Origin of the sequence: Halorubrum sp. C191 (genome assembly GCF_002727095.1) — an archaeon.
Classification (GTDB): Archaea; Halobacteriota; Halobacteria; order Halobacteriales; family Haloferacaceae; genus Halorubrum; species Halorubrum ezzemoulense.
In genome coordinates this window covers 26,205-44,380 of sequence record NZ_NHNZ01000174.1, presented here as the reverse complement: position 1 = coordinate 44,380, position 18,176 = coordinate 26,205, and the positions used below count along the sequence as shown (strand labels likewise).

Sequence of the window (18,176 nt, the reverse complement as noted above, 5' to 3'; positions counted from 1 at the left end):
TGAACTGAGTGTGAAGAAATAATCTACGTTGGCTCAGTTGTAGCCCTCTATTTGGTTGTAATCAGAGTTTCTGGTTGAGCACCAGCTTTTTCTGTCGGAGGAAAGAGCTCGTAGTTAGTGCCCCGAGAGAAGACAGATCTCCCCGTTGGAGACGCGTTTGCCCCCGCACAACTGAGTAAGAAACTGGATGATGCCGACTTTAGCGACTATGATGTTGAACATACTGACGAGGAGCTACCAGTTCTATTGGAGTTGGCTAGGGAGTTTGAGGGAGACTCTGATGCATTCGATGAGGCTATTGAGAATCTATTTTATTCAGACCCTGACCGAGCATTCACTGTCCGCACAGGGATGGCTCAGAACGGCTATGAGATAATGGACGAGAACTTTGAATTTACAGATTTGGGAGAAGAACTCTACGAAATGCGAGACGATTACGATGAGTTGTACGACCGATTCGCACAGCACATCTTGCTGAATTTAGATGGTCTGAAAGGAATTGAGATAATCGAGGATTTGGAAGCTCAGGGTAAGAGAACTATCAACGACAATCTCAAACAAGAATTTCGCAAACAATACGACTACCACATCGACGAGACCTCGAATCACTGGTCTCAGATGCGGGCTTGGATGTCCAAAGCAGATATCATCAATACGAATACTCAACACTACAAAATCGACCGTACCAAGATTGAGGAATTAACAGGTCTCGATGAAGATGTCGCTCTCGACCTTGATGAACTGGATGCTAACGAACGAGCTTTCCTTCGGGCATTAGCACTCGTCAATCCTGACGGTCAAATCGATAATAGCGTTGTCAAACGACTGGCTGAGGAAGCGTACGGAGTAGACATCAGTCAGTCAAAAATAGGGACGAACCTGCTCGACCCGCTTGAGGAGAAGGGGTTCATCGAGTGGGAGCATCGGAACGGGAAGCCGAATCTGGTCGAACAGGGAGATAGGTTCGAAGCTGAAATTCTCATTCCTGTCCTAGAGAATCTGGCTGAACGTTCAGATGTACCTCGTCGGGTTCTGCGGAAGTCATACGGGGAACTTCTGGATGAGATGGATTCCAGCAATACGTACGAGAAAGGAATGGCGTTGGAGACGTTGTCTGTGAAGCTCGGAAGGATGCTCGGCTTGGAATTTGTCGGCTGGCGAGTTCGAGGTCGAGAAACAGGAGGGAGCGAAGTAGACGTTGTGATGGATGACCTCGGTCTCACCTATTCCCGAGTTCAAATTCAGTGTAAAAACATCAAAGGCAAACTACAGACCAAACATATCGCAAGAGAGGTCGGGATCTCTCGAACGCTTCAGACTAACACCATCTTGATGATTGCGAGAGGTGGTGTCACAACTGATGCCAAGCGGTTTGCGAACCGAATTATGCATCAGGAGAATCTGGCTATTATGTTTCTTACTGGTGAAGATATCGAAGAAATAGATGACAACCCAGACCGTCTGAGAAATGTCCTTCGGGGAGAGACCCGTCGTATCCACAATCGCAAACAGTTGGGTGAGCGAGATATGGTGGATGAAGATGAGGATGATGATGCTCCTGATGAGGTTGATGAAGGAGCAGTATTGGATGACTTCAAGGATGAAATCGATGATGCTACCGTCGAAAGCGAAGTAGAGCAGAGTGACTTTAGAGACTTATTCGATGAGGAAGACTAAGCGACTCAGTTCGAATCACCGACTGTTGGAAATTCACCAAGGCTACTCTGATCTTGGTTCATCATCTGCTTAATCTGCTCCTCGGTGCGGAATCGGAATTCGGAGGTCTCGACGTAGTTCTGTTCCCGCTCGAACGACATCCAGTAACGTTCTTTAGCTTCAGCGATTTTGCCCGTTAAGTTCGAACCTGCAAAGATGTCGAGTACGACAGGACGGTCTAGGACACCTTTATCCCAATCATCGTACGGTGGGTTCGGGGTCAGGAAGTCAATAAAGAACTCAGGGATTTGGCGGGGGAAACGAGCAGGATGAGGTTCAACACCTTCGTCTTCCATCTCGTCATTTACCATCCTACACATCCGCAAGTAGTGAGTGTTGCTGGCGGTATTGGACGCCTCAATTAGGTTGTCAGCCGTTCGACCACCCATACCGAGCATAGACATCAACTCACCAGCAGAGACATCTTCGACATCTCTGTCAGTCATCAGTTCAACAAACTCTTTCACAGAAAATTCATCCAGAGATTTCAGAACGTCATCGGACTGGAAGCCTTCGAGCAAGTTATCTGGTATACTACCCTCATTCTCATTTGCGAACGCTTCAGAATCAATACTCCAGCCAGAATCTCTCTCACCGTCGTTAAATTCACCAGTCTCCAACAGTTGCTTCTGCGAGTCAGAGTACTCCTGTAGGACTCTCTGATTACTCGCCTCAGGGTGTGGATGTTCTCCTTCTTCAACGGCGGAGTCCTTGTTAATCTCTGGCGTCAACCACCAGATGTGAGTGACCGCGTCAGTTACCCGAATCTTCCGAACATTCACCCATTCAATCGGATTGGGTAGCTTGGCAGGGTTGTACCAGTAGAAGTCCTGAGCGAGATGCATTCCTCCATCGTCAGGGTCAGTCAGTCGGCTCAGGAGGTCGAACTGGTAAGTGGAACGTTCGGGATACCCTTTTTTGAATGCACCACCAATTTCAACGACAAACGACCCATGCGGTTGTAGGACTCGACGGACTTCAGGAACGAACTCCAGAAACCAGTCGTTGTATCCTTCTTGATCTTCGTTTCCGTACGCCTTCTTGTTCTGAAGAGCGAACGGCGGAGACGTAACAATCAGGTCGATACTGTTGTCAGGTAGCTCCTTCAGAAGCTTCCGACTATCCCCATGATATGCAGACCCGAGTTTTCCCGAGTATTCAGGTTCGGATTCGGTCAAGTCAGCTACGGCAGAGTGTTCATCCATGATTCGAGATTCTTCTGGCTCAGATGTTGTTAGTGACATAACTTAGTCTTTCGCTCTCGTTTTGTCTCAGTCCGTTCAGATGTTCGAATCGCTTGACTCGGTCCACACAACGTTATGTAGTATGGAGCTAGAAAATGTTTGTGTTCTGAGCTGAGGGTTTAAGAACGAGACAAAGAGATATGCTCATAGTGCCTAAGAGAAGGGATGAGGAGACAGGTCGGTTTAGCCAATCTGTCTCCGATGAAGAGATACTAGAGGTGATTACCGATACTCGTATGTCTACATCAGAGATTGCTGATGAAATTGGATATCACAGAACCACCACTTACGACCGCCTAGTTGCACTTGAAGAAGAGGGGGTAATTGAATCATCGAGAGCGGGCAACACTTACATCTGGGAAGTAGATGATTGACGATATCAGGAAGGTCGGTGGTGGCATAGTTGGTGTCGTACTTGTAGCATGGATAATCTACGAAATAGTCGATGTCAACCCATCTGCGTTCGACGGATTCATTCTGAACGTTATGGGTGCGGTTCTACTGCTGATTATTCCAACAGGAATAGTTGTACTGTGGAACTGGACTGATTGAATTGTCCAAGAATCTTGAGTTCTTAGACAAACTCGGCTCGCATTCGCTCTACTGGTGGGGGTATTGCCGTCTATAGCGGGAATTAACTCAGCTATTTGAGTTATATTGGGTGCTTTTGTCCATTTAGCAATATTAGTAGACATATGAGATTGGATAGCTACGACAACAAGAATGGATATCGAGTAGTACTGAGTGACCAAGAACGAGAGGAGATAAGAGACCGAATCTATCGTACGCAGAGCAAGATAGGGTGGGAGCTTGCGAGCTACTGCGGATTGCGTCGACAAGAGATTGAATACGTTCGTCACCGAGACCTTCGGAAGCGAGATACTGGAGATTGGATTCTGAGAGTCTGGGAAGACGGAGCTAAGAGGAGTAAGTACCGAGAGACACCTGTTCCTGAGACCGTCGCAACGAGGATTCAGACGATGGCAGAGGTGAATGATGTATCGCCAGACCAGTCAATAATCGAAGTCAGTATGCGTACTGTGCAGAGGTGGTTGAAACGATTTTGTGGAGAGCTAGCTCTCCAATATGATGACGAAGGGTATCGGCATATCAAACTCCATGACGGTCGTCGGACTTGGGCTAACAGTCTGCTCGACGCTGGTGTTAGTCCGATGATGGTGATGCAGTGGGGTGGATGGGATGATTGGCGTACATTCCGAGACCACTACTTACAGGATTTCACCGAGCAGAAACAGAGCGAGGAGATTGGGAAGGTTGCTTGGGTCTGAACTATGAATCTGTTGAGTAGACTTTCGTCCAGCTTTCAGAGGACTCGCAGGCAGGGCATATCATATCTGGTGTGTTACCTTGGTTAGCGTTTACAGCGACTACGTTCAGACAATTCTTACACCTGAATAGTTTGACTTCTTGGCTCATACATCAAGAGTAGAATTGAATCATATTAGAAGTTGTCAGACCCCCATTCATTTACCATAATGTCACTAATATAATACTAGGTCAGTCTTGGAGAGCCTGCTATACTGTTAGATTCGGCGGGGCGAATCATCGCAGGTGCAGACGGTTCGATTCCGTCGCTGACCATTATGCAAAAGCAGATCTCAACTTCAGATACTACAGACACCACTACAGAAAACACATCTGACCTCAACGTTAGACACACCGCTTCCGACCAGCCTGACTATCACAAAACGCCTTGGTTCGAGAAAGTTCAACAGGAGCGTCGAGTAGAAGGAGGAGATACCTATGTGGAAACTAAGATTGAACCATCCTACGAGCTATCAAGATTCGGATTCATAGTAGTCGCTGTTTTAGGATTATTGAGTTCTGTCTTCTATGCGTTCGGGATACAGGGTATAGCATCTATCTTTGCAGTAGGGATGATTATGTTCCTTGTTGGTTTTGACTGGTTATCGAAGGCATACTGTCGATTCCGATACGATATCTGAACGCTGTTTCTTTAGGGTATAGTTGATTCGGCTTTTATATGGAAAAGAAACGAGCTAAACAGATTCTTGTCTCTGTTAGAAACGCTGAAGATTGGATTGGGAAGTTCGAGGACTGCGAGGAAAAGAAGGAAGCTCTACGTTGTCTTGAGAATGTTGAGGACGAGCTTCACAAGTCAATCCGAGACTCTAAGGATGCTAACGACAACGAGCGATAGGGCTAATGCCCTGTCGACGGTGCGGGTAGGACAGATACAGGTGAGGCTAGAAACGGTCTGATACGGTTAGGAAATGGTCGGAAGGAACAGATGGTGTGAATCGTTTACTAATACTCAGGATGAGTCCACTCGGTCTGTGCGAACTCTCTGACATCCTCTGAATCGAGGAAGACGAATTTTCCATCATCAGACGGTACTGATGACCATTTCTCTGTCTCATCAATCTCATCTCTATTGTTGCTCATCGCTCGGAAGTCAAGCACCATATGTCGGACTGGCTTGTCTTTGTGAAGTACTACGAAAATCAGTAGATGCGGGACTTCTGCGTTGTCGCTGATGTAGCGACCGTACTCTTCTGACTTGCCTCCATTCCGACCGAGTTTGCGGAGTGCTACGTCAACATCTCGCGGGTCGTCACCGAATGGGAAGTTTTCGAGATTGCGGGTCTTCAGGGCAAGAAAACTGTGCTGGTCATCAATATCAGCAACTGCGTCAATACCCGCATGGTCAAGATCTTCATCAACTTCGTCTCCGCCTTCGAGTATTCGATAGAACGATGCCGAGAGTGATTGAGTAAGGATTGATTCGATTATTTTGTGTCTGCTCAGAGCTTCTTCGTATTGCGATTCGTAGGAAGCGTCGTCTTTTGAGTTGAATAGATTTGTAGCCATGTTACCACCTTGTGTTGTATCTCATATTATCAGTCAATTCAGAGCTGACCAGACTCGCTATTTCTTGTGCAACGTACTCGGATATCTCGGTCATATCATCAAGCTCGACAAAACACTCCATCAGAGCCTTCGTCACCTCTGTTCGGAATCCATCTTGGAACTCAACAAACCTGACTGGAGACCAGACCTTAGTCGTAGAATGAACGTCACTCAGTTTGACTCTGTCATAGACAACGACGCCGTCGACGTTGATTCCGACCCTAGCCTGTGCTTCATACCGTCCGTCATTCTCCAGTACAACAACCCGTTCCGCTTCGAACTGATTACCGAAGTTGACCGACATCTCATTTTCAAGTTGGACTCTACGTTCGATTCCAGGTATATCACCCATATGATAATTACTATTCTGGAGGGGTAAATTATTAACTCAAATATGTGAGATAAAATTAGTTCAATTGGCGGTAGCTAATGTTGTCAAAATCAACATCATCAACGCCGTTCCACTCAACAGCTTTCTTGCATTCGTTCCGTACTACCCCCTCAAGATTGTGCGATTTTACTGACCAGAATCCAGTACTGTACTGAGTGTAGTTATTGACGCTACTATTGTCGTTAATACCATAGTTGTGAGAAAATATATCTCTGAAAATCTCATACTTTTCGTCACCATCGCAATCAATCGCATATTCGTTCTCTTGTAGTTCTGAATAGTATTCGTTAGTCTCTGAGCGTTGAATTTTGTCAAGATCAGCTAGCGATACTAAACAAATATTCGTACAAAGCAAAACTAATGTTATGATTACTACCATTTGCTCAAAGTTATTCATATGACAACTAAACAACTATTTTATTTCCCTAAATTATTAACGCAAATATGTGAGATATATTATAAAAGTTTAACATTAGAGTGAATATCGAATGGTATGGATGACATTCCTCTCTGGAAACGTCTTGCTTGGTACGGTAGCGAAACGACAATCATAATCTTAGGACTCAGCGTTCTACAATTCGGCTTTCTCGTACAGTTTACGCTGACTGCTGGAGAAGAGGAATTTCTGGCTCTCTTTGGGATATTGTTTGGATTCGTCTCACTCAGCGACAAGCTGTATGGTCGGGTTCGAGACTGAGAACGAATCGGTCTTCTTTTTGATCTCCTAGTCAAACTGACAATTAGCTATGCACAGTGACGAAGAATTGTTAGAAGAACGTCTGAAGTGGTTGAAGGAAGCAAAACGAGTTCAGGAGAGTAGGATAAATCATCATCAGAATCCGTATCTTGAGTGCTTCAAGAACCATTATTTGCCGATTCAATTTCAGCGTCTTACTGATATCGATTCTTCAGTTTTGGAGGAGCATATTGAACGTCTCGAACGAGATCTTCAGGATGCGAAAGAAGGCGAGTTCAAGAAAAAATGATTCTTCAAATCGACCTGTGGAAGTGGGGTATTGAGGGAGCAAAATCGGTAACTAGTACAGGTGAGTTGATAGCAGGTGGAATTGCTTGGAGTATCATAGTCACCCTTATCCTGTTTTTCAAATACAAAATACATCCTGTGATTGCTATTCCGTTAGCACCTGTAATCGTTATCGTAGGCTTCTCTCTGTTTGTCGGTGGATTTATTATCGTATTAGAGGTGCTGATTGCGTTGTTAGTACCTGCTCTTGTCCTGTTCTTCTTATTCGGTTTGTTACCGATATCGGTCGGATATTCAGACGAAGAGTAGGTTCAAACGGTGTCGGTTGGAGTTGGGACGGAGGTCGAGATCGAGGTGGTAACCGAGGTCGTACAATAATTTTATTTTTTGGACGATGTCTGAAAAAAGAGTCTGAACCGAGTCGAGAGCTTGAGACAAAACAAGACGGAGACAGCCTATCCGTTACAAACAGCACTACAACCGAACTATCTTGACCAAAAATCACTACATCAGGGTAGTTGTATTATTTTTTAAATCTACTATTATACAGTAGATTTATTGTTCCAAATCTACTTAATCGTAAGAATTTATTTAACATATAAGTGACAATATATTGTGTATGGTGAATGAATCTTGTATCCGTACTAATGTAGAGACAGTCGAGAAAGTAACCGATATAGACCAGTCTGCGTACGAATTTGTTCGAGACGTAGCGAATCAAGCTAACAAACCAACAACACAGGGTGTGATAGCGTATGAAATCCTGATGATGAACCGTACAGACTCTGAACCTATGGATATACTGGATGAACAAGAAGAGATGATTGATTCTCGTCTTGACTCTCACCACACTCTTTTTTCAGAGCATATCCAAAAAATAAAATTATCAAGCGAGAACGCAGATGACTGGGATGAGTTCTATAATGACTACGTTGAGCAAACATCGGAAGGGTACAAATCTACTATAAAGGTACATATTCCAGAAGAGCTAGACGAGGAAATCGGGTGGGGTTTCAATACTGAGTTGGAGGACGCTATCGATTGCTACTCCGAATCACCGTATAGAGATAGAGCAGACCGTATACGGTGCAAGAGAGATATTCTGGAGTATGTTGAGGATGGGGTTGAGCCACAGCACAGGGTAGCTAGAGCAATAGTTGATGGACAGCACAAGACGTTACATGTTCATGAAGCAAATCGAGTACTACAGTCTGTAGTTGATGGATGGTGGGCAGAGGATACGCTGACATTCGAGCGTATCAAGGAGAGGCAGGAGACAGATGAATATCTGAAAACAACGGAACGCGACAAACGTCTTCAGGCATTCAATACAGCATTCGAGAATTCAGGTGGATTATATATAGATGAAGCTGAAGATAAGCTAGCTGAGTGCTTCGGAATTAAATCAGAATCTACAGTCAAAAAGTATGCGAAGCAGTGGATTAGCGAGTACGACCCTGAATTTGGAAGTAGTGAACGGACTCTTGAGGATATAGTAGAAAATGAAGGTCTGGAGCAGGCAATATACGAGTGGGTATCAGAGCAGAACGGTCAGTCTGCGATGGAGGATAGAATCTATCGCAGATTCAAGAAGATAGGCGTATCAAAGAAAGAGGTGTTTGTGTGCTTAGATGAGTACGACGGTGAGATGTGGGATTATGATTACGACAAAAAATTAGTTCTGACGAAGGACTACTGATTCTCAATCCAATCCTCATTAACCTCAACTCTCAGATCTCGTTCTATATTCATTTCCCACATTTTCGGTTCTGGAACGGCTAGCCAGCCAATCCTACCCTTACGGTATTCTAACTTCGTACCCTGAATCTGCTCCGTAGCATACTTCTCAAATGCTTCTCTCTCATTCACAGGATATCCATCTCGACCTAGATTCAGAATATGAACTTGGTTGAGTGACGAGTCGTTGTAGATAGGATACTTTCTCGTACGCATACTCATACGTACGCCTGCCCGCACTAAATATCATTATACTAACAGAAACTAGACTCGGGGTCGGTATCGGCGGTCAGCATCTCGAATATCGTCGTCTCGGAATTTCAGGTACTCATCCCGCGTTGTTTGAATGTCGCTGTGACCCATTAACTCCGACAAGTATGCAATCGGCATCCCTCCTTTTGTCCTGTAGACGCCGTATGATTTCCTCAACGCATGAGGGTGCGGGAAGTAGCGTTCTTGTCCTGCCTTGTCCGTATAGATGGTTTTCAGTATTCCTGCCCTATCCGCAACTTCGCGAACGATGTCAGATACCGTCCCTTCATACAGCTTGTCGGCTTCATCTGATGGAATCAAATATTCACCCGTAGAACCAAAGTAGGCGTTTCTCTGCCCATTATCGAGCCATTCCATCAAGATAGATTCGAGAGATTGAGAGTAGTAGACTGTCCGTTCGTCGTCTTCCTCCATCTTCCGAGTCTTACCGCTCACAATCTCAATCGATTTGTTTCGTCTGTTAATATCTCCACCGTTGGGTTTGCACTTGATTTCGACTATTTCACCAACTCGAACGCCTGTATCCCAGAACAGTCGGCATATTAGTTTCTCTCTCGTCGTCTCACAAGCTTCCATCATCTGCTGAAACTCGTCTTTATTTACATACTCTCTATCGAGGTTTTCACTCAGCTTCGTCTTTTCAAAATGCTCAATCTCAACATCATCAACAGGATTGTCGTCAAAATCTTTCCGTTCAATTAACCAGTTGTAGAAAGTGCTGAGAGCGTAGATCTTGGACTGGATAGAACGATACGCGTAGTCCTCAATCTGCATATCTTCTTTCCATTCGATAACATCAGACGTTTCTACGTCAGCAATATCATCATCGAACCATTCTGCGAACTGACGAACCGAAACAGAACGGTTGCGTACTGTCTGCGTAGAATTATTGGCTATTGTTGACCGCCAGTACCCGTACAGATATTCTTCTGTCTGTTTGGGCTGGTTATGAATCCAATCAGGAGGTCTCTCGTTACTCTTAATCCAGTCTTTGATTTCACTCGCTGTCATCTTCTAACATCCCGTTTTGTTCGAGAACCCGCCTTGTTGACCTAATCGAACGATTCAGCATAAGCTCACCCATCCTATCCTCATCAACGAGGTCATTCTGAACCCGACCTACTTCCCTGTTGACCTCGTTGACCAAGGACTCTAACTGCTCGAAATGTTCCAACGCTTCCGCCCGTCCGATAGCATCTTGTGCATCCTGCTCGTCGTTGTCACTAGAGATGGTTCGCTCAACGCTCTTCCGAATGAGGTCAGAACGGTCGCTGAGTTCTGGTTCATTCTTCCAGTATTCGTCCCAAACCTCAACCCGCTCAACAGGTGCTTTGAACTGGACTAATTTCGTTTCCTCTTCCTCATCTTCATCTGGCATCGTTAATCAGAGTCAAGGCTTGGACGCCTGTAAGTCCTACGTCATTACAATATGAGTGACTGGACGGAGAAGTACCGCCCGAGCACGCTCTCGGAGGTGCGCGGCAACGACAAGGCCCGCGACGCGTTCGCGGAGTGGGCCCGCTCGTGGGACGACCATCACGAGGCGGTCGTCCTCCACGGCAGCCCCGGCGTCGGGAAGACGAGCGCGGCGCACGCGCTCGCGAACGACATGGGGTGGGAGACGGTGGAGCTGAACGCCTCCGACCAGCGCACCGCCGACGTCATCGAGCGGTTCGCGGGCCGGGCCGCGCGGAACGCCACCCTCAGCGGGAGCGCGGCCGGCGGCGGCGCGGCCGGCGGCGACACCGCCTCGCGACAGCTCGTCATCGTCGACGAGGCGGACAACATCCACGGCAACTACGACCGCGGCGGCGCCTCGGCGATCACGAAGCTGGTCAAGGAGTCCGGCCAGCCCATCGTGCTCATCGCCAACGACTACTACGACATGTCGCGGGGGCTCCGGAACGCGACCCAGGAGATCGAGTTCCGCGACGTCTCCGCGCGCTCCATCGTCCCCGTCCTCCGCGACGTCTGCCGCAAGGAAGGAATCGAGTTCGACTCCGACGCCCTCCAGCGGATCGCGGAGGGGAACCGCGGCGACCTCCGAGGCGCGGTCAACGACCTCCAAGCCGCGACGCAGGGGCGCGACTCGATCGCGGTCGAGGACGTGGTCACCGGCGACCGCGACAAGGCGCTGGGGCTGTTCCCGTTCCTCGACGCCGTGTTGAAAGAGGAGTCCGCCGAGGAGGCGCTCCGGTCGGCGTACGCCGTCGACGAGACCCCGGACGACCTGACGGCGTGGATCGAGAACAACGTCCTCGACGTGTACGAGCCGGCGGCGGCGGTTCGCGCGTACGACTTCCTCGCGAACGCCGACATGTGGCTCGGCCGCGTCCGCGCCACGCAGAACTACTCCTACTGGCGGTACGCGACCGACAACGCGGCGGCGGGCGTCGCGTCCGCCCGCGACGGCGAGAAGGGGGGCTGGACCCGGTACGGCCGCCCGCAGTTCTGGTCGTCGTCGGACGCGACCGCCGACGAGGTCGTCGGCAAGATTGCGGCCGCGAGCGGCTGTAGCGTCGCGACCGCCAGACGCGAGGTGCTCCCGTTCCTCGAGACCGTCACGCACCACTGTAAGCCCCGCGACCTGACCGTCGCGATGGCGGCCGCATACGACCTCGACGAGGCGGGCGTCGCCTTCGTTACCGGCTCCGGCGAGTCGACGAACAAGGTCGCGTCGATCGTCGAGGACGCGCAGGCCCGCCGCGAGGAACTGATCGAGGAGCACGCGGACGGCGCCTTCGCGCACGCCGCGGCCGACCGCCGAGACGACGAGAGCGACTCGGGCGCGGCCGACGACCCGGACCGCGACGGCTCCGAGGCGACCGCCGACGGGAGCGACCAGCGCGACTCGGCGGACGGCGCGGCCGCTGACGAAGCGGCCGACGAGGAGGAAGACGACGATCAGGCCGGGCTGACCGACTTCATGTGAGCCGGTCTCGGGGGGTAGTTCACCGGTTCCCGCTGCCGCTGAGGGGGGACGAACTCGGCCCCGAACCGCCGTCGCTCACGCCCGCAGGCTCGATCGCATCCACGCGGCAGAACTCGAACCGCGCGCCGCCCTCCCGGCCCTCCGTCACCGAGACGGTCCACCCGTGCGCCTCGGCGATTCGCTCGACGATGGCGAGCCCGAAGCCCGTCCCGTCCTTCGCGGTGGTGTGTCCAGCATCGAAGACGGCGTCTCGCTGGTCGGGGTCGATCCCGGGCCCGTCGTCAGCGACGTAGAACCCCTCGCGCGTCCGCCCGACCCGGACGCGGACCGCGGCCTCGTCGGGGTCCGAGGGAGTGCCGTCGGCCTGCGACCCCGCTCCCGAGGCGAACGTCCTCGGCGCGCCGCGCTCGTCTGGGTCCGACTCGTCGCCGCCGGTGCCGGCCGAGCCGGGTTCGTCCGGGGTCCCGTGTTCGATCGCGTTGCGGAAGAGGTTCTCGAGCGCCTGTCGGAGTCGGTCCGCGTCCGACCGGATCGTCGGGAGCGGTGCGTCGACGACGAGCGCGGCGTCGGCCGGTCGGCCCGTCGTCCGCCACGCGCTCTCGACGACCGACCGCAGGTCGGTCGGCTCGGTCGCCTGAACCGTTTTCCCCTCGCGCGCCAGCGTCAGGACGTCGCCGATGAGGTGGTCCATGCGGTCGAGGGCGTCGAGGGCGCGGTCCAGCTGCTCCGTCGACGCGTCGCCGTCGAGGTCGTCGGCCAGTTCGATGTTTCCGACCGCGACGGAGAGGGGGTTCCGGAGGTCGTGGCTCACGACGCTCGCGAACTCCTCCAGCCGCTCGCGCTGTCGTTCCAGCCGTTTGCGACGCTCGACGCGCTCGTCGGCGGGGAAGAGGTACCCCGCCACGTCGCCGCGTTCGGTCGCCCGGCCACGCTCGTGGACCCACTGCGGCTCACTGTCGGACGCGACGCGGTACACCACGTCGACGGGGTCGGTCTCGAGCGCCTCCCGGAGACGGTCGCGGTCCTCGTCGGCCACGCAGTCGAGCCAACCGCCGTCCGGCCGCTCCGGGGCGTGGACCCGCGGATCGTCTCCCGCCTCGATCACGAACCGAGAGGGGTCCCCCTCGGGTCGGCGGTAGGCGATCCCGGGCCGTCGCTTCATCGGTCGTGACACGTGTCAACCAGATTACTCGGTCCACATAAACATTACTCAACTATCACTTGTCATACACTGAGATCAAGTCAAAATAACACGAAAAAATCGATCGCGGAAGCGGAACCGCCGAGAGACCTTTGTCGCGTCCGCCGATTGATCGCCGTATGCGCGCTGCGATCCTTCGAGACCACGGGGAGCCGCTCGCGGTTCGCGAGCTTCCCGACCCCGAACCGGAGCCCGACGGCGCCGTCGTCCGCGTGGAGGCCTGCGGCGTCTGCCGCAGCGACTGGCACGCGTGGGCCGGTCACGGGGAGTGGGCGGACGACCGCGTCCCGCGCGGCCAAGTGCTCGGCCACGAGCCGGCCGGCGAGGTCGTCGCGGTCGGCGACGAGGTCGACCGGTTCCGCCCGGGCGACCGCGTGGTCGTCCCCTTCTCGCTCGGCGACGGGACGTGCCCCCACTGCCGCCGCGGGGCCGGCAACGTCTGCGAGGACGGCCGCGCGCTGGGGTTCGAGGCCGCCGCCCCGGGCGCGTTCGCGGAGCGAGTGGCGGTGCCGGCCGCCGACTACAACCTCGTCGGGCGCCCCGCCTGGCTCGGCGCGACCGCGGCCGCGGCGCTCGGCTGTCGGTACATGACGGCGTACCACGCGCTCGCCGAGCGCGCGAACGTCAGCGGCGGCGACGCGGTCGCCGTCCACGGCTGCGGGGGCGTCGGCCTCTCCGCGGTCCAGATCGCCGCGGCGCTCGGCGCGCGCGTGATCGCGGTCGACATCGACGACGCGGCCCTCTCGCTCGCTCGCGAGCTCGGCGCCGACGAGAGCGTGAGTCTGGGGTCGTTGCCGGAGGAAAGTTCGGTCCCCGAGCAAATCCGCGACCTCACCGACGGCGGCGCCGACATCTCGCTCGACGCTCTGGGGATCGCCGAGACCTGTCGGAACTCCGTCCGGTCGCTGCGTCCCCGAGGCACCCACGTCCAAGTCGGGCTCACGACGGACGCCGAACGCGGCGAGGTGTCGCTCCCGACCGACTGGATGACCCGGTGGGAGATCTCGTTCCTCGGCTCGCGCGGGATGCCGCCGACGAGCTACCCGGACCTGTTCGCGCTGATCGAGTCGACGGGGATCGACCCCGGCGCCCTGGTCGCTCGCGAACTGTCACTGCCGGAGGTGTCGGGCCGGCTCGCGGCGATGGACGAGTACGAGGTGGCGGGCGTGGAGGTCGTTACCGAGTTCTGAGCGCGGCCTACAGCAGTCGCGAGAGGAACTGTTGACCGCGGTCCGTCGACGGCTCGTCGAAGAAGGACCGCGTCTCGGTCCGCTCAACGACTCGGCCGTCGGCCATCAAGACGATCCGGTCGCCGACCTCGCGGGCGAAGCCCATCTCGTGGGTGACGAGGACCATCGTCATCCCGTCGGCCGCGAGTCCCTCGATCACGTCGAGCACCTCGCCGACGAGCTCGGGGTCCAACGCGCTCGTCACCTCGTCGAACAGCATCACCCGCGGCTCCATCGCGAGCGCGCGGGCGATGGCGACGCGCTGCTGCTGGCCGCCCGAGAGCGCGCCCGGGTGCGACTCGGCCTGATCGGCGAGCCCGACCCGGTCGAGGAGGTCGGACGCGGCCCGCTTCGCCTCGCCCTCCGGCTCGCCTTTCACCTTCTCCGGGGCGAGCGCGACGTTCTCCAGCGCGGTTTTGTGCGGGAAGAGGTTGAACGACTGGAACACCATCCCGATCTGCTGTCGGATCTCGTTGACGTCCGTCTCGATCACGGACCGGCCGTCGAGCCGGATGTCGCCGCCCTGAATCTCCTCTAGCCGGTTCGCACACCGGAGCAGCGTCGACTTCCCGGACCCGGACGGTCCGATGACGACGACGACCTCTCCCTCGTCGACGTCGACGTCGACGTCGTACAGCACCTGCGTGTCGCCGAACGACTTGTCGACGCCGTCAAACTCGACGAGCGGACCGGTCACGCCTCCTCACCCCCGTCGTCGTCGCCGGAGCCGAGCCCCGACAGCCGACCGAACATCCGGCTGTCGGACCCCCAGTCCGACCGGCGCTCCAGTCCGTTGACGAGCTGGCTCATCGACATCGTGATCGCGAGGTAGAGCACGCACACCCACACGAGCGGGGTCCACGGGTCCAGTTGGTTGCTGTTGATGTTTCGGAACACGCTCATGATCTCCGGGACGGCGATGACGGTCAGCAGCGAGGTGTCCTTCACGAGGATGATCTGGTCGTTGCCGATGGCCGCGAGCGCGTTGCGCCACGCCTGCGGGAGGACGACCTGCCGCAGCGCCATCACGCGGGACATCCCGAGCGACCGGGCCGCCTCCATCTGGCCGTTGGGGACGGCGTCGATCCCGCCGCGGATCGCCTCGCCGACGTACGCCCCGTGGTTCAGCGTGAGCCCGATGATCGCGGCCGGGATCGCCCAGTCCGTGAAGGGGAACTCGCCGGTGGCCCAGAGCCGCGGCACGCCGAAGTAGATGACGAACAGCTGGAACAGCAGGGGCGTGCCGCGGAAGAACTCGACGTACCCCTTCGCGATCCGTCCGGTGACGTTCGACGTCGAGATCCGGCCGAGCCCCACGAGGACGCCGAGCGACACGGAGAGGAGACTCGAGATCACGACGATCTGGATGACGAGGAAGAACGCCTCCGCGAACCGCCGCGCGATGAGCGGCGAGGCGAGCAGGCTGTAGTCGACCTGCGTCGAAAGGATCCAGGCCAACAGTCCCCCGATGGCCAGCACGAACCCCCCGGCGGCCACCTCGCCGACCCGCTTCACCAGCCGGTCGCGCATCAGTACGCCGCCGCCGCTCGACTCCGATTCTGTCTGTGTTGCCATGTGATATCAGGTAGAGACGGCGAGGTCCGGAGACTCAGCCGTCGAAGTACTCGTTGTAGATCTCCTCGTACGTCCCGTTCTCGCGGATCGTCGCGAGGGCCCCGTTGACCTCCTCTCGGAAGTCGTCGTCGTCCTGCCGGAACGCGATCCCGTACTCCTCGATCGTCAGCGTGAGGTACGGCGGCGCGTCGTCGCGGTCGGCCGCGACCCCGTCTCCCTCGAGGAAGACGACCTCCTCGTTCTCCGCGGCGAACGAGGCGCTTACGGTGTTGTCGTTGATGACCGCGTCCACCTGATTGTTGAGCAGCGCGTCGAACGCGCCGTTGATCTGGTCGTAGCTCTCGATCTGGAGGTCGCCGCCGAACTCCTCTTGGAGGTCCTCGGCGGCGGCCTCGCCGGTCGTCCCGCGCTGGACGCCGACGGACGTGCCCTGGAGGTCCTCGCGGGAGCCGATGTCGCTGCCCTCCAAGAGGAGGACGGTCTGGTACGCGGTGAAGTACGGGTCCGAGAAGTCGACCCGCTCGGCGCGCGACTCGTTGATCGTCATCGCGCTCATGATGACGCGGAAGTTCGCGTTGTTCAGCGACGCGATGATCCCGTCGAAGGAGGTCTCCTGGAACTCGTAGTCCATGTCGAGCTGCTCGCCGAACACGGCCTCGGCGATCTCGACGTCGAATCCGATGAGGTCGCCCGCCTCGTTGCGGTACTCGAAGGGCGCGTATGGGATGTCGGAGCCGATGGTGATCGTCTCACCGCCCCCGCCGCCGCCGCCGATACAGCCGGCGGTGGCCGCCAGTCCGCTCGCGCCGACCGCGGTCAGGTACTGTCGCCGGTTCACAGAACGGTTTTCGTCCATACACCGTTTCTCGGTTGATCACGATTTCAACGTTTCGGCCGCGAGATAGCAATATTTGCCGAACTGCGGGGGTTCGACAGGGTCGTTCAGGAGAGACGCCGCTCCGTTCGGGGCCGCGACCCGGCGGCGAGCGGCCCGATCAGTCGCCGCCGATCGGGACGCTCCCGTCGCGCATCTCGTCGGCGCCGCGGAGGGTCCACGCCGCGCCCGCGGCGAGCGCGACGGCGACGGCCAAGACGGCGAGGTTGATCTGCTGCCACGTCGCGGTGTACAACACGAGGTCCCGGCCGAGCAGCAGCGTGCCCACGAGCGCGGCCAACGACCCGGCCGCCAACGCGCGAACGGTGTTGGCCGTCCCGGCGTCGAGCTCGTCGTACCCGCCCCGGACCGCCTCCGTCGCGTACGCGACGGCCGCGACGAGCCCGAGGTGTCCGGCGAGTCCGGTGATGTAGAAGGCGGCCTGCGCGGGCGGCGCGTATGTGAGGAACGGGACTGCCCGCGAGAAGACCGCGCTGGCGACGATACCGGCGACGGCGATTCCCGCGGCCGCCCGGAGCAGTCGCGCGTTCCCGCGCCCGCCGCCCCAGATCGTCGCCAGCCCGAGCAGCGTGAAGATGATCAGCGCCACGGACAGGTGCGCCGCGTGCGTGGACACCGTGTACCCGCCCGGGATGAGCCCGCTGAGGGTGACGGTGATCGCGCCGACGGTGATCTGGAGCGGTAAGATAGCGACCGCCAGCGTCGCCGCCAGCTTGGTCCGGCGCTCGAACCCGGACCCGAGCCACGTCCACCCGGCGACGCCGATGATGAGGAAGCCGGTGACCATCGCCCACGCCCGGTGGAACCACTCGATGAAGTCGGGGTTGATCGTCAGCGCCGGGATGAGCTGGTCGGAACACAGCGGCCACTGGGCCTGACACGCCAGCCCGGAGCCGGTCGCCGCGGTGTAGACGCCGAGCGAGAAGAGGACGAGCGTCATCCCCGTCGTCGCCGCCGCGTATCGCCTGAACGTTAGCCACGCGGGCCGAAGACTCATTAGCCGATTTCGGGCGCGCGCGCACTTAGACCGTTCGGCCGCTCCTCGCGATCGAGAAGGGCGCACGGGTCGACAGGCGGCGACGGACGGTCGAGGCGGTCGAGCGTCC

General features: G+C 55.6%; 21 protein-coding genes. 10 read left to right on the top strand and 11 right to left on the bottom strand.

The window, feature by feature from the left end; translation table 11 throughout:
• Window positions 1–117 precede the first annotated feature (117 nt).
• Window positions 118–1,677, top strand: coding sequence for a restriction endonuclease (locus Z052_RS15580; protein ID WP_099289245.1), 1,560 nt, complete (start codon window positions 118–120; stop codon window positions 1,675–1,677).
• A 5-nt stretch (window positions 1,678–1,682) separates the two neighbouring features.
• Here Z052_RS15580 and Z052_RS15575 read toward each other — a convergent pair whose 3' ends face one another.
• Window positions 1,683–2,921, bottom strand: a complete 1,239-nt coding sequence (locus Z052_RS15575) for a site-specific DNA-methyltransferase (protein WP_099289244.1) — start codon at window positions 2,919–2,921, stop codon at window positions 1,683–1,685.
• A 188-nt stretch (window positions 2,922–3,109) separates the two neighbouring features.
• Here Z052_RS15575 and Z052_RS15570 point away from each other — a divergent pair, with 188 nt between their 5' ends.
• The 3 genes from Z052_RS15570 (at window position 3,110) to Z052_RS15565 (ending at window position 4,249) form a co-directional block, all read left to right on the top strand.
• Complete coding sequence (locus tag Z052_RS15570) at window positions 3,110–3,334, top strand: winged helix-turn-helix domain-containing protein (protein ID WP_158228712.1); 225 nt, start codon at window positions 3,110–3,112, stop codon at window positions 3,332–3,334.
• Window positions 3,327–3,512: a hypothetical protein gene (locus Z052_RS19925; RefSeq protein ID WP_144050052.1), complete on the top strand. Its 186-nt coding sequence runs from the start codon at window positions 3,327–3,329 to the stop codon at window positions 3,510–3,512. Before Z052_RS15570 ends, Z052_RS19925 begins: the two co-directional genes overlap by 8 nt.
• A 143-nt stretch (window positions 3,513–3,655) precedes the next feature.
• Window positions 3,656–4,249: a site-specific integrase gene (locus Z052_RS15565; RefSeq protein ID WP_099289242.1), complete on the top strand. Its 594-nt coding sequence runs from the start codon at window positions 3,656–3,658 to the stop codon at window positions 4,247–4,249.
• A gap of 1,000 nt (window positions 4,250–5,249) precedes the next feature.
• On the opposite strand, the gene Z052_RS19920 is transcribed toward Z052_RS15565, so the two are convergent.
• Both Z052_RS19920 and Z052_RS19915 read right to left on the bottom strand, forming a co-directional pair.
• A complete protein-coding gene (locus Z052_RS19920) occupies window positions 5,250–5,813 on the bottom strand; it encodes a hypothetical protein (RefSeq protein WP_144050051.1) in 564 nt (187 codons plus the stop codon).
• Between the two features lies 1 nt (window position 5,814).
• Window positions 5,815–6,204: a hypothetical protein gene (locus tag Z052_RS19915; RefSeq protein WP_144050050.1), complete on the bottom strand. Its 390-nt coding sequence runs from the start codon at window positions 6,202–6,204 to the stop codon at window positions 5,815–5,817.
• Window positions 6,205–6,736: 532 nt separating this feature from the next.
• On the opposite strand from Z052_RS19915, the gene Z052_RS15555 reads away from it, so the two are divergent.
• The 4 genes from Z052_RS15555 (at window position 6,737) to Z052_RS19905 (ending at window position 8,927) form a co-directional block, all read left to right on the top strand.
• Window positions 6,737–6,940, top strand: coding sequence for a hypothetical protein (locus Z052_RS15555; protein ID WP_099289240.1), 204 nt, complete (start codon window positions 6,737–6,739; stop codon window positions 6,938–6,940).
• A gap of 49 nt (window positions 6,941–6,989) precedes the next feature.
• Window positions 6,990–7,229 carry a hypothetical protein gene (locus tag Z052_RS15550; protein ID WP_099289239.1) on the top strand — a complete coding sequence of 80 codons (240 nt, stop codon included), beginning with the start codon at window positions 6,990–6,992 and terminating at the stop codon, window positions 7,227–7,229.
• A complete protein-coding gene (locus Z052_RS19910) occupies window positions 7,226–7,537 on the top strand; it encodes a hypothetical protein (protein WP_144050049.1) in 312 nt (103 codons plus the stop codon). Before Z052_RS15550 ends, Z052_RS19910 begins: the two co-directional genes overlap by 4 nt.
• Before the next feature lie 310 nt (window positions 7,538–7,847).
• Entirely contained in the window at window positions 7,848–8,927 is a 1,080-nt protein-coding gene (locus Z052_RS19905; RefSeq protein ID WP_144050048.1) for a hypothetical protein, read from the top strand.
• Here Z052_RS19905 and Z052_RS20290 read toward each other — a convergent pair.
• The 3 genes from Z052_RS20290 to Z052_RS15540 form a co-directional block, all read right to left on the bottom strand.
• Window positions 8,921–9,097, bottom strand: a complete 177-nt coding sequence (locus Z052_RS20290; RefSeq protein ID WP_158228711.1) for a hypothetical protein — start codon at window positions 9,095–9,097, stop codon at window positions 8,921–8,923. The two genes, Z052_RS19905 and Z052_RS20290, sit on opposite strands and share 7 nt — an antisense overlap.
• 132 nt (window positions 9,098–9,229) lie before the next feature.
• A complete protein-coding gene (locus Z052_RS15545) occupies window positions 9,230–10,249 on the bottom strand; it encodes a tyrosine-type recombinase/integrase (protein ID WP_099289238.1) in 1,020 nt (339 codons plus the stop codon).
• Entirely contained in the window at window positions 10,236–10,616 is a 381-nt protein-coding gene (locus tag Z052_RS15540; protein WP_099289237.1) for a hypothetical protein, read from the bottom strand. Before Z052_RS15540 ends, Z052_RS15545 begins: the two co-directional genes overlap by 14 nt.
• A 51-nt stretch (window positions 10,617–10,667) precedes the next feature.
• Between Z052_RS15540 and Z052_RS15535 the strand changes: the two genes are divergently transcribed.
• Entirely contained in the window at window positions 10,668–12,170 is a 1,503-nt protein-coding gene (locus Z052_RS15535) for a replication factor C large subunit (RefSeq protein WP_099289236.1), read from the top strand.
• Window positions 12,171–12,189: 19 nt separating this feature from the next.
• On the opposite strand, the gene Z052_RS15530 is transcribed toward Z052_RS15535, so the two are convergent.
• A complete protein-coding gene (locus tag Z052_RS15530) occupies window positions 12,190–13,344 on the bottom strand; it encodes a HAMP domain-containing sensor histidine kinase (RefSeq protein ID WP_049930720.1) in 1,155 nt (384 codons plus the stop codon).
• 146 nt (window positions 13,345–13,490) lie between these two features.
• Between Z052_RS15530 and Z052_RS15525 the strand changes: the two genes are divergently transcribed.
• Window positions 13,491–14,561, top strand: coding sequence for a zinc-dependent alcohol dehydrogenase family protein (locus Z052_RS15525; RefSeq protein WP_089308641.1), 1,071 nt, complete (start codon window positions 13,491–13,493; stop codon window positions 14,559–14,561).
• A gap of 7 nt (window positions 14,562–14,568) precedes the next feature.
• Here Z052_RS15525 and Z052_RS15520 read toward each other — a convergent pair whose 3' ends face one another.
• The 4 genes from Z052_RS15520 to Z052_RS15505 all read right to left on the bottom strand — a co-directional run bounded on the left by Z052_RS15520 (window position 14,569) and on the right by Z052_RS15505 (window position 18,067).
• Window positions 14,569–15,297 (bottom strand): amino acid ABC transporter ATP-binding protein, encoded by a 729-nt coding sequence (locus tag Z052_RS15520; RefSeq protein WP_086215741.1) that lies wholly within the window; start codon window positions 15,295–15,297, stop codon window positions 14,569–14,571.
• Window positions 15,294–16,130: an amino acid ABC transporter permease gene (locus Z052_RS15515; protein ID WP_049930713.1), complete on the bottom strand. Its 837-nt coding sequence runs from the start codon at window positions 16,128–16,130 to the stop codon at window positions 15,294–15,296. Before Z052_RS15515 ends, Z052_RS15520 begins: the two co-directional genes overlap by 4 nt.
• A 79-nt stretch (window positions 16,131–16,209) precedes the next feature.
• Complete coding sequence (locus Z052_RS15510) at window positions 16,210–17,031, bottom strand: basic amino acid ABC transporter substrate-binding protein (protein ID WP_049930712.1); 822 nt, start codon at window positions 17,029–17,031, stop codon at window positions 16,210–16,212.
• 139 nt (window positions 17,032–17,170) lie between these two features.
• The gene (locus Z052_RS15505) at window positions 17,171–18,067 is read right to left on the bottom strand and encodes a COX15/CtaA family protein (protein ID WP_222104438.1); all 897 of its coding nucleotides are present in this window, start codon (window positions 18,065–18,067) and stop codon (window positions 17,171–17,173) included.
• Window positions 18,068–18,176 lie beyond the last annotated feature (109 nt).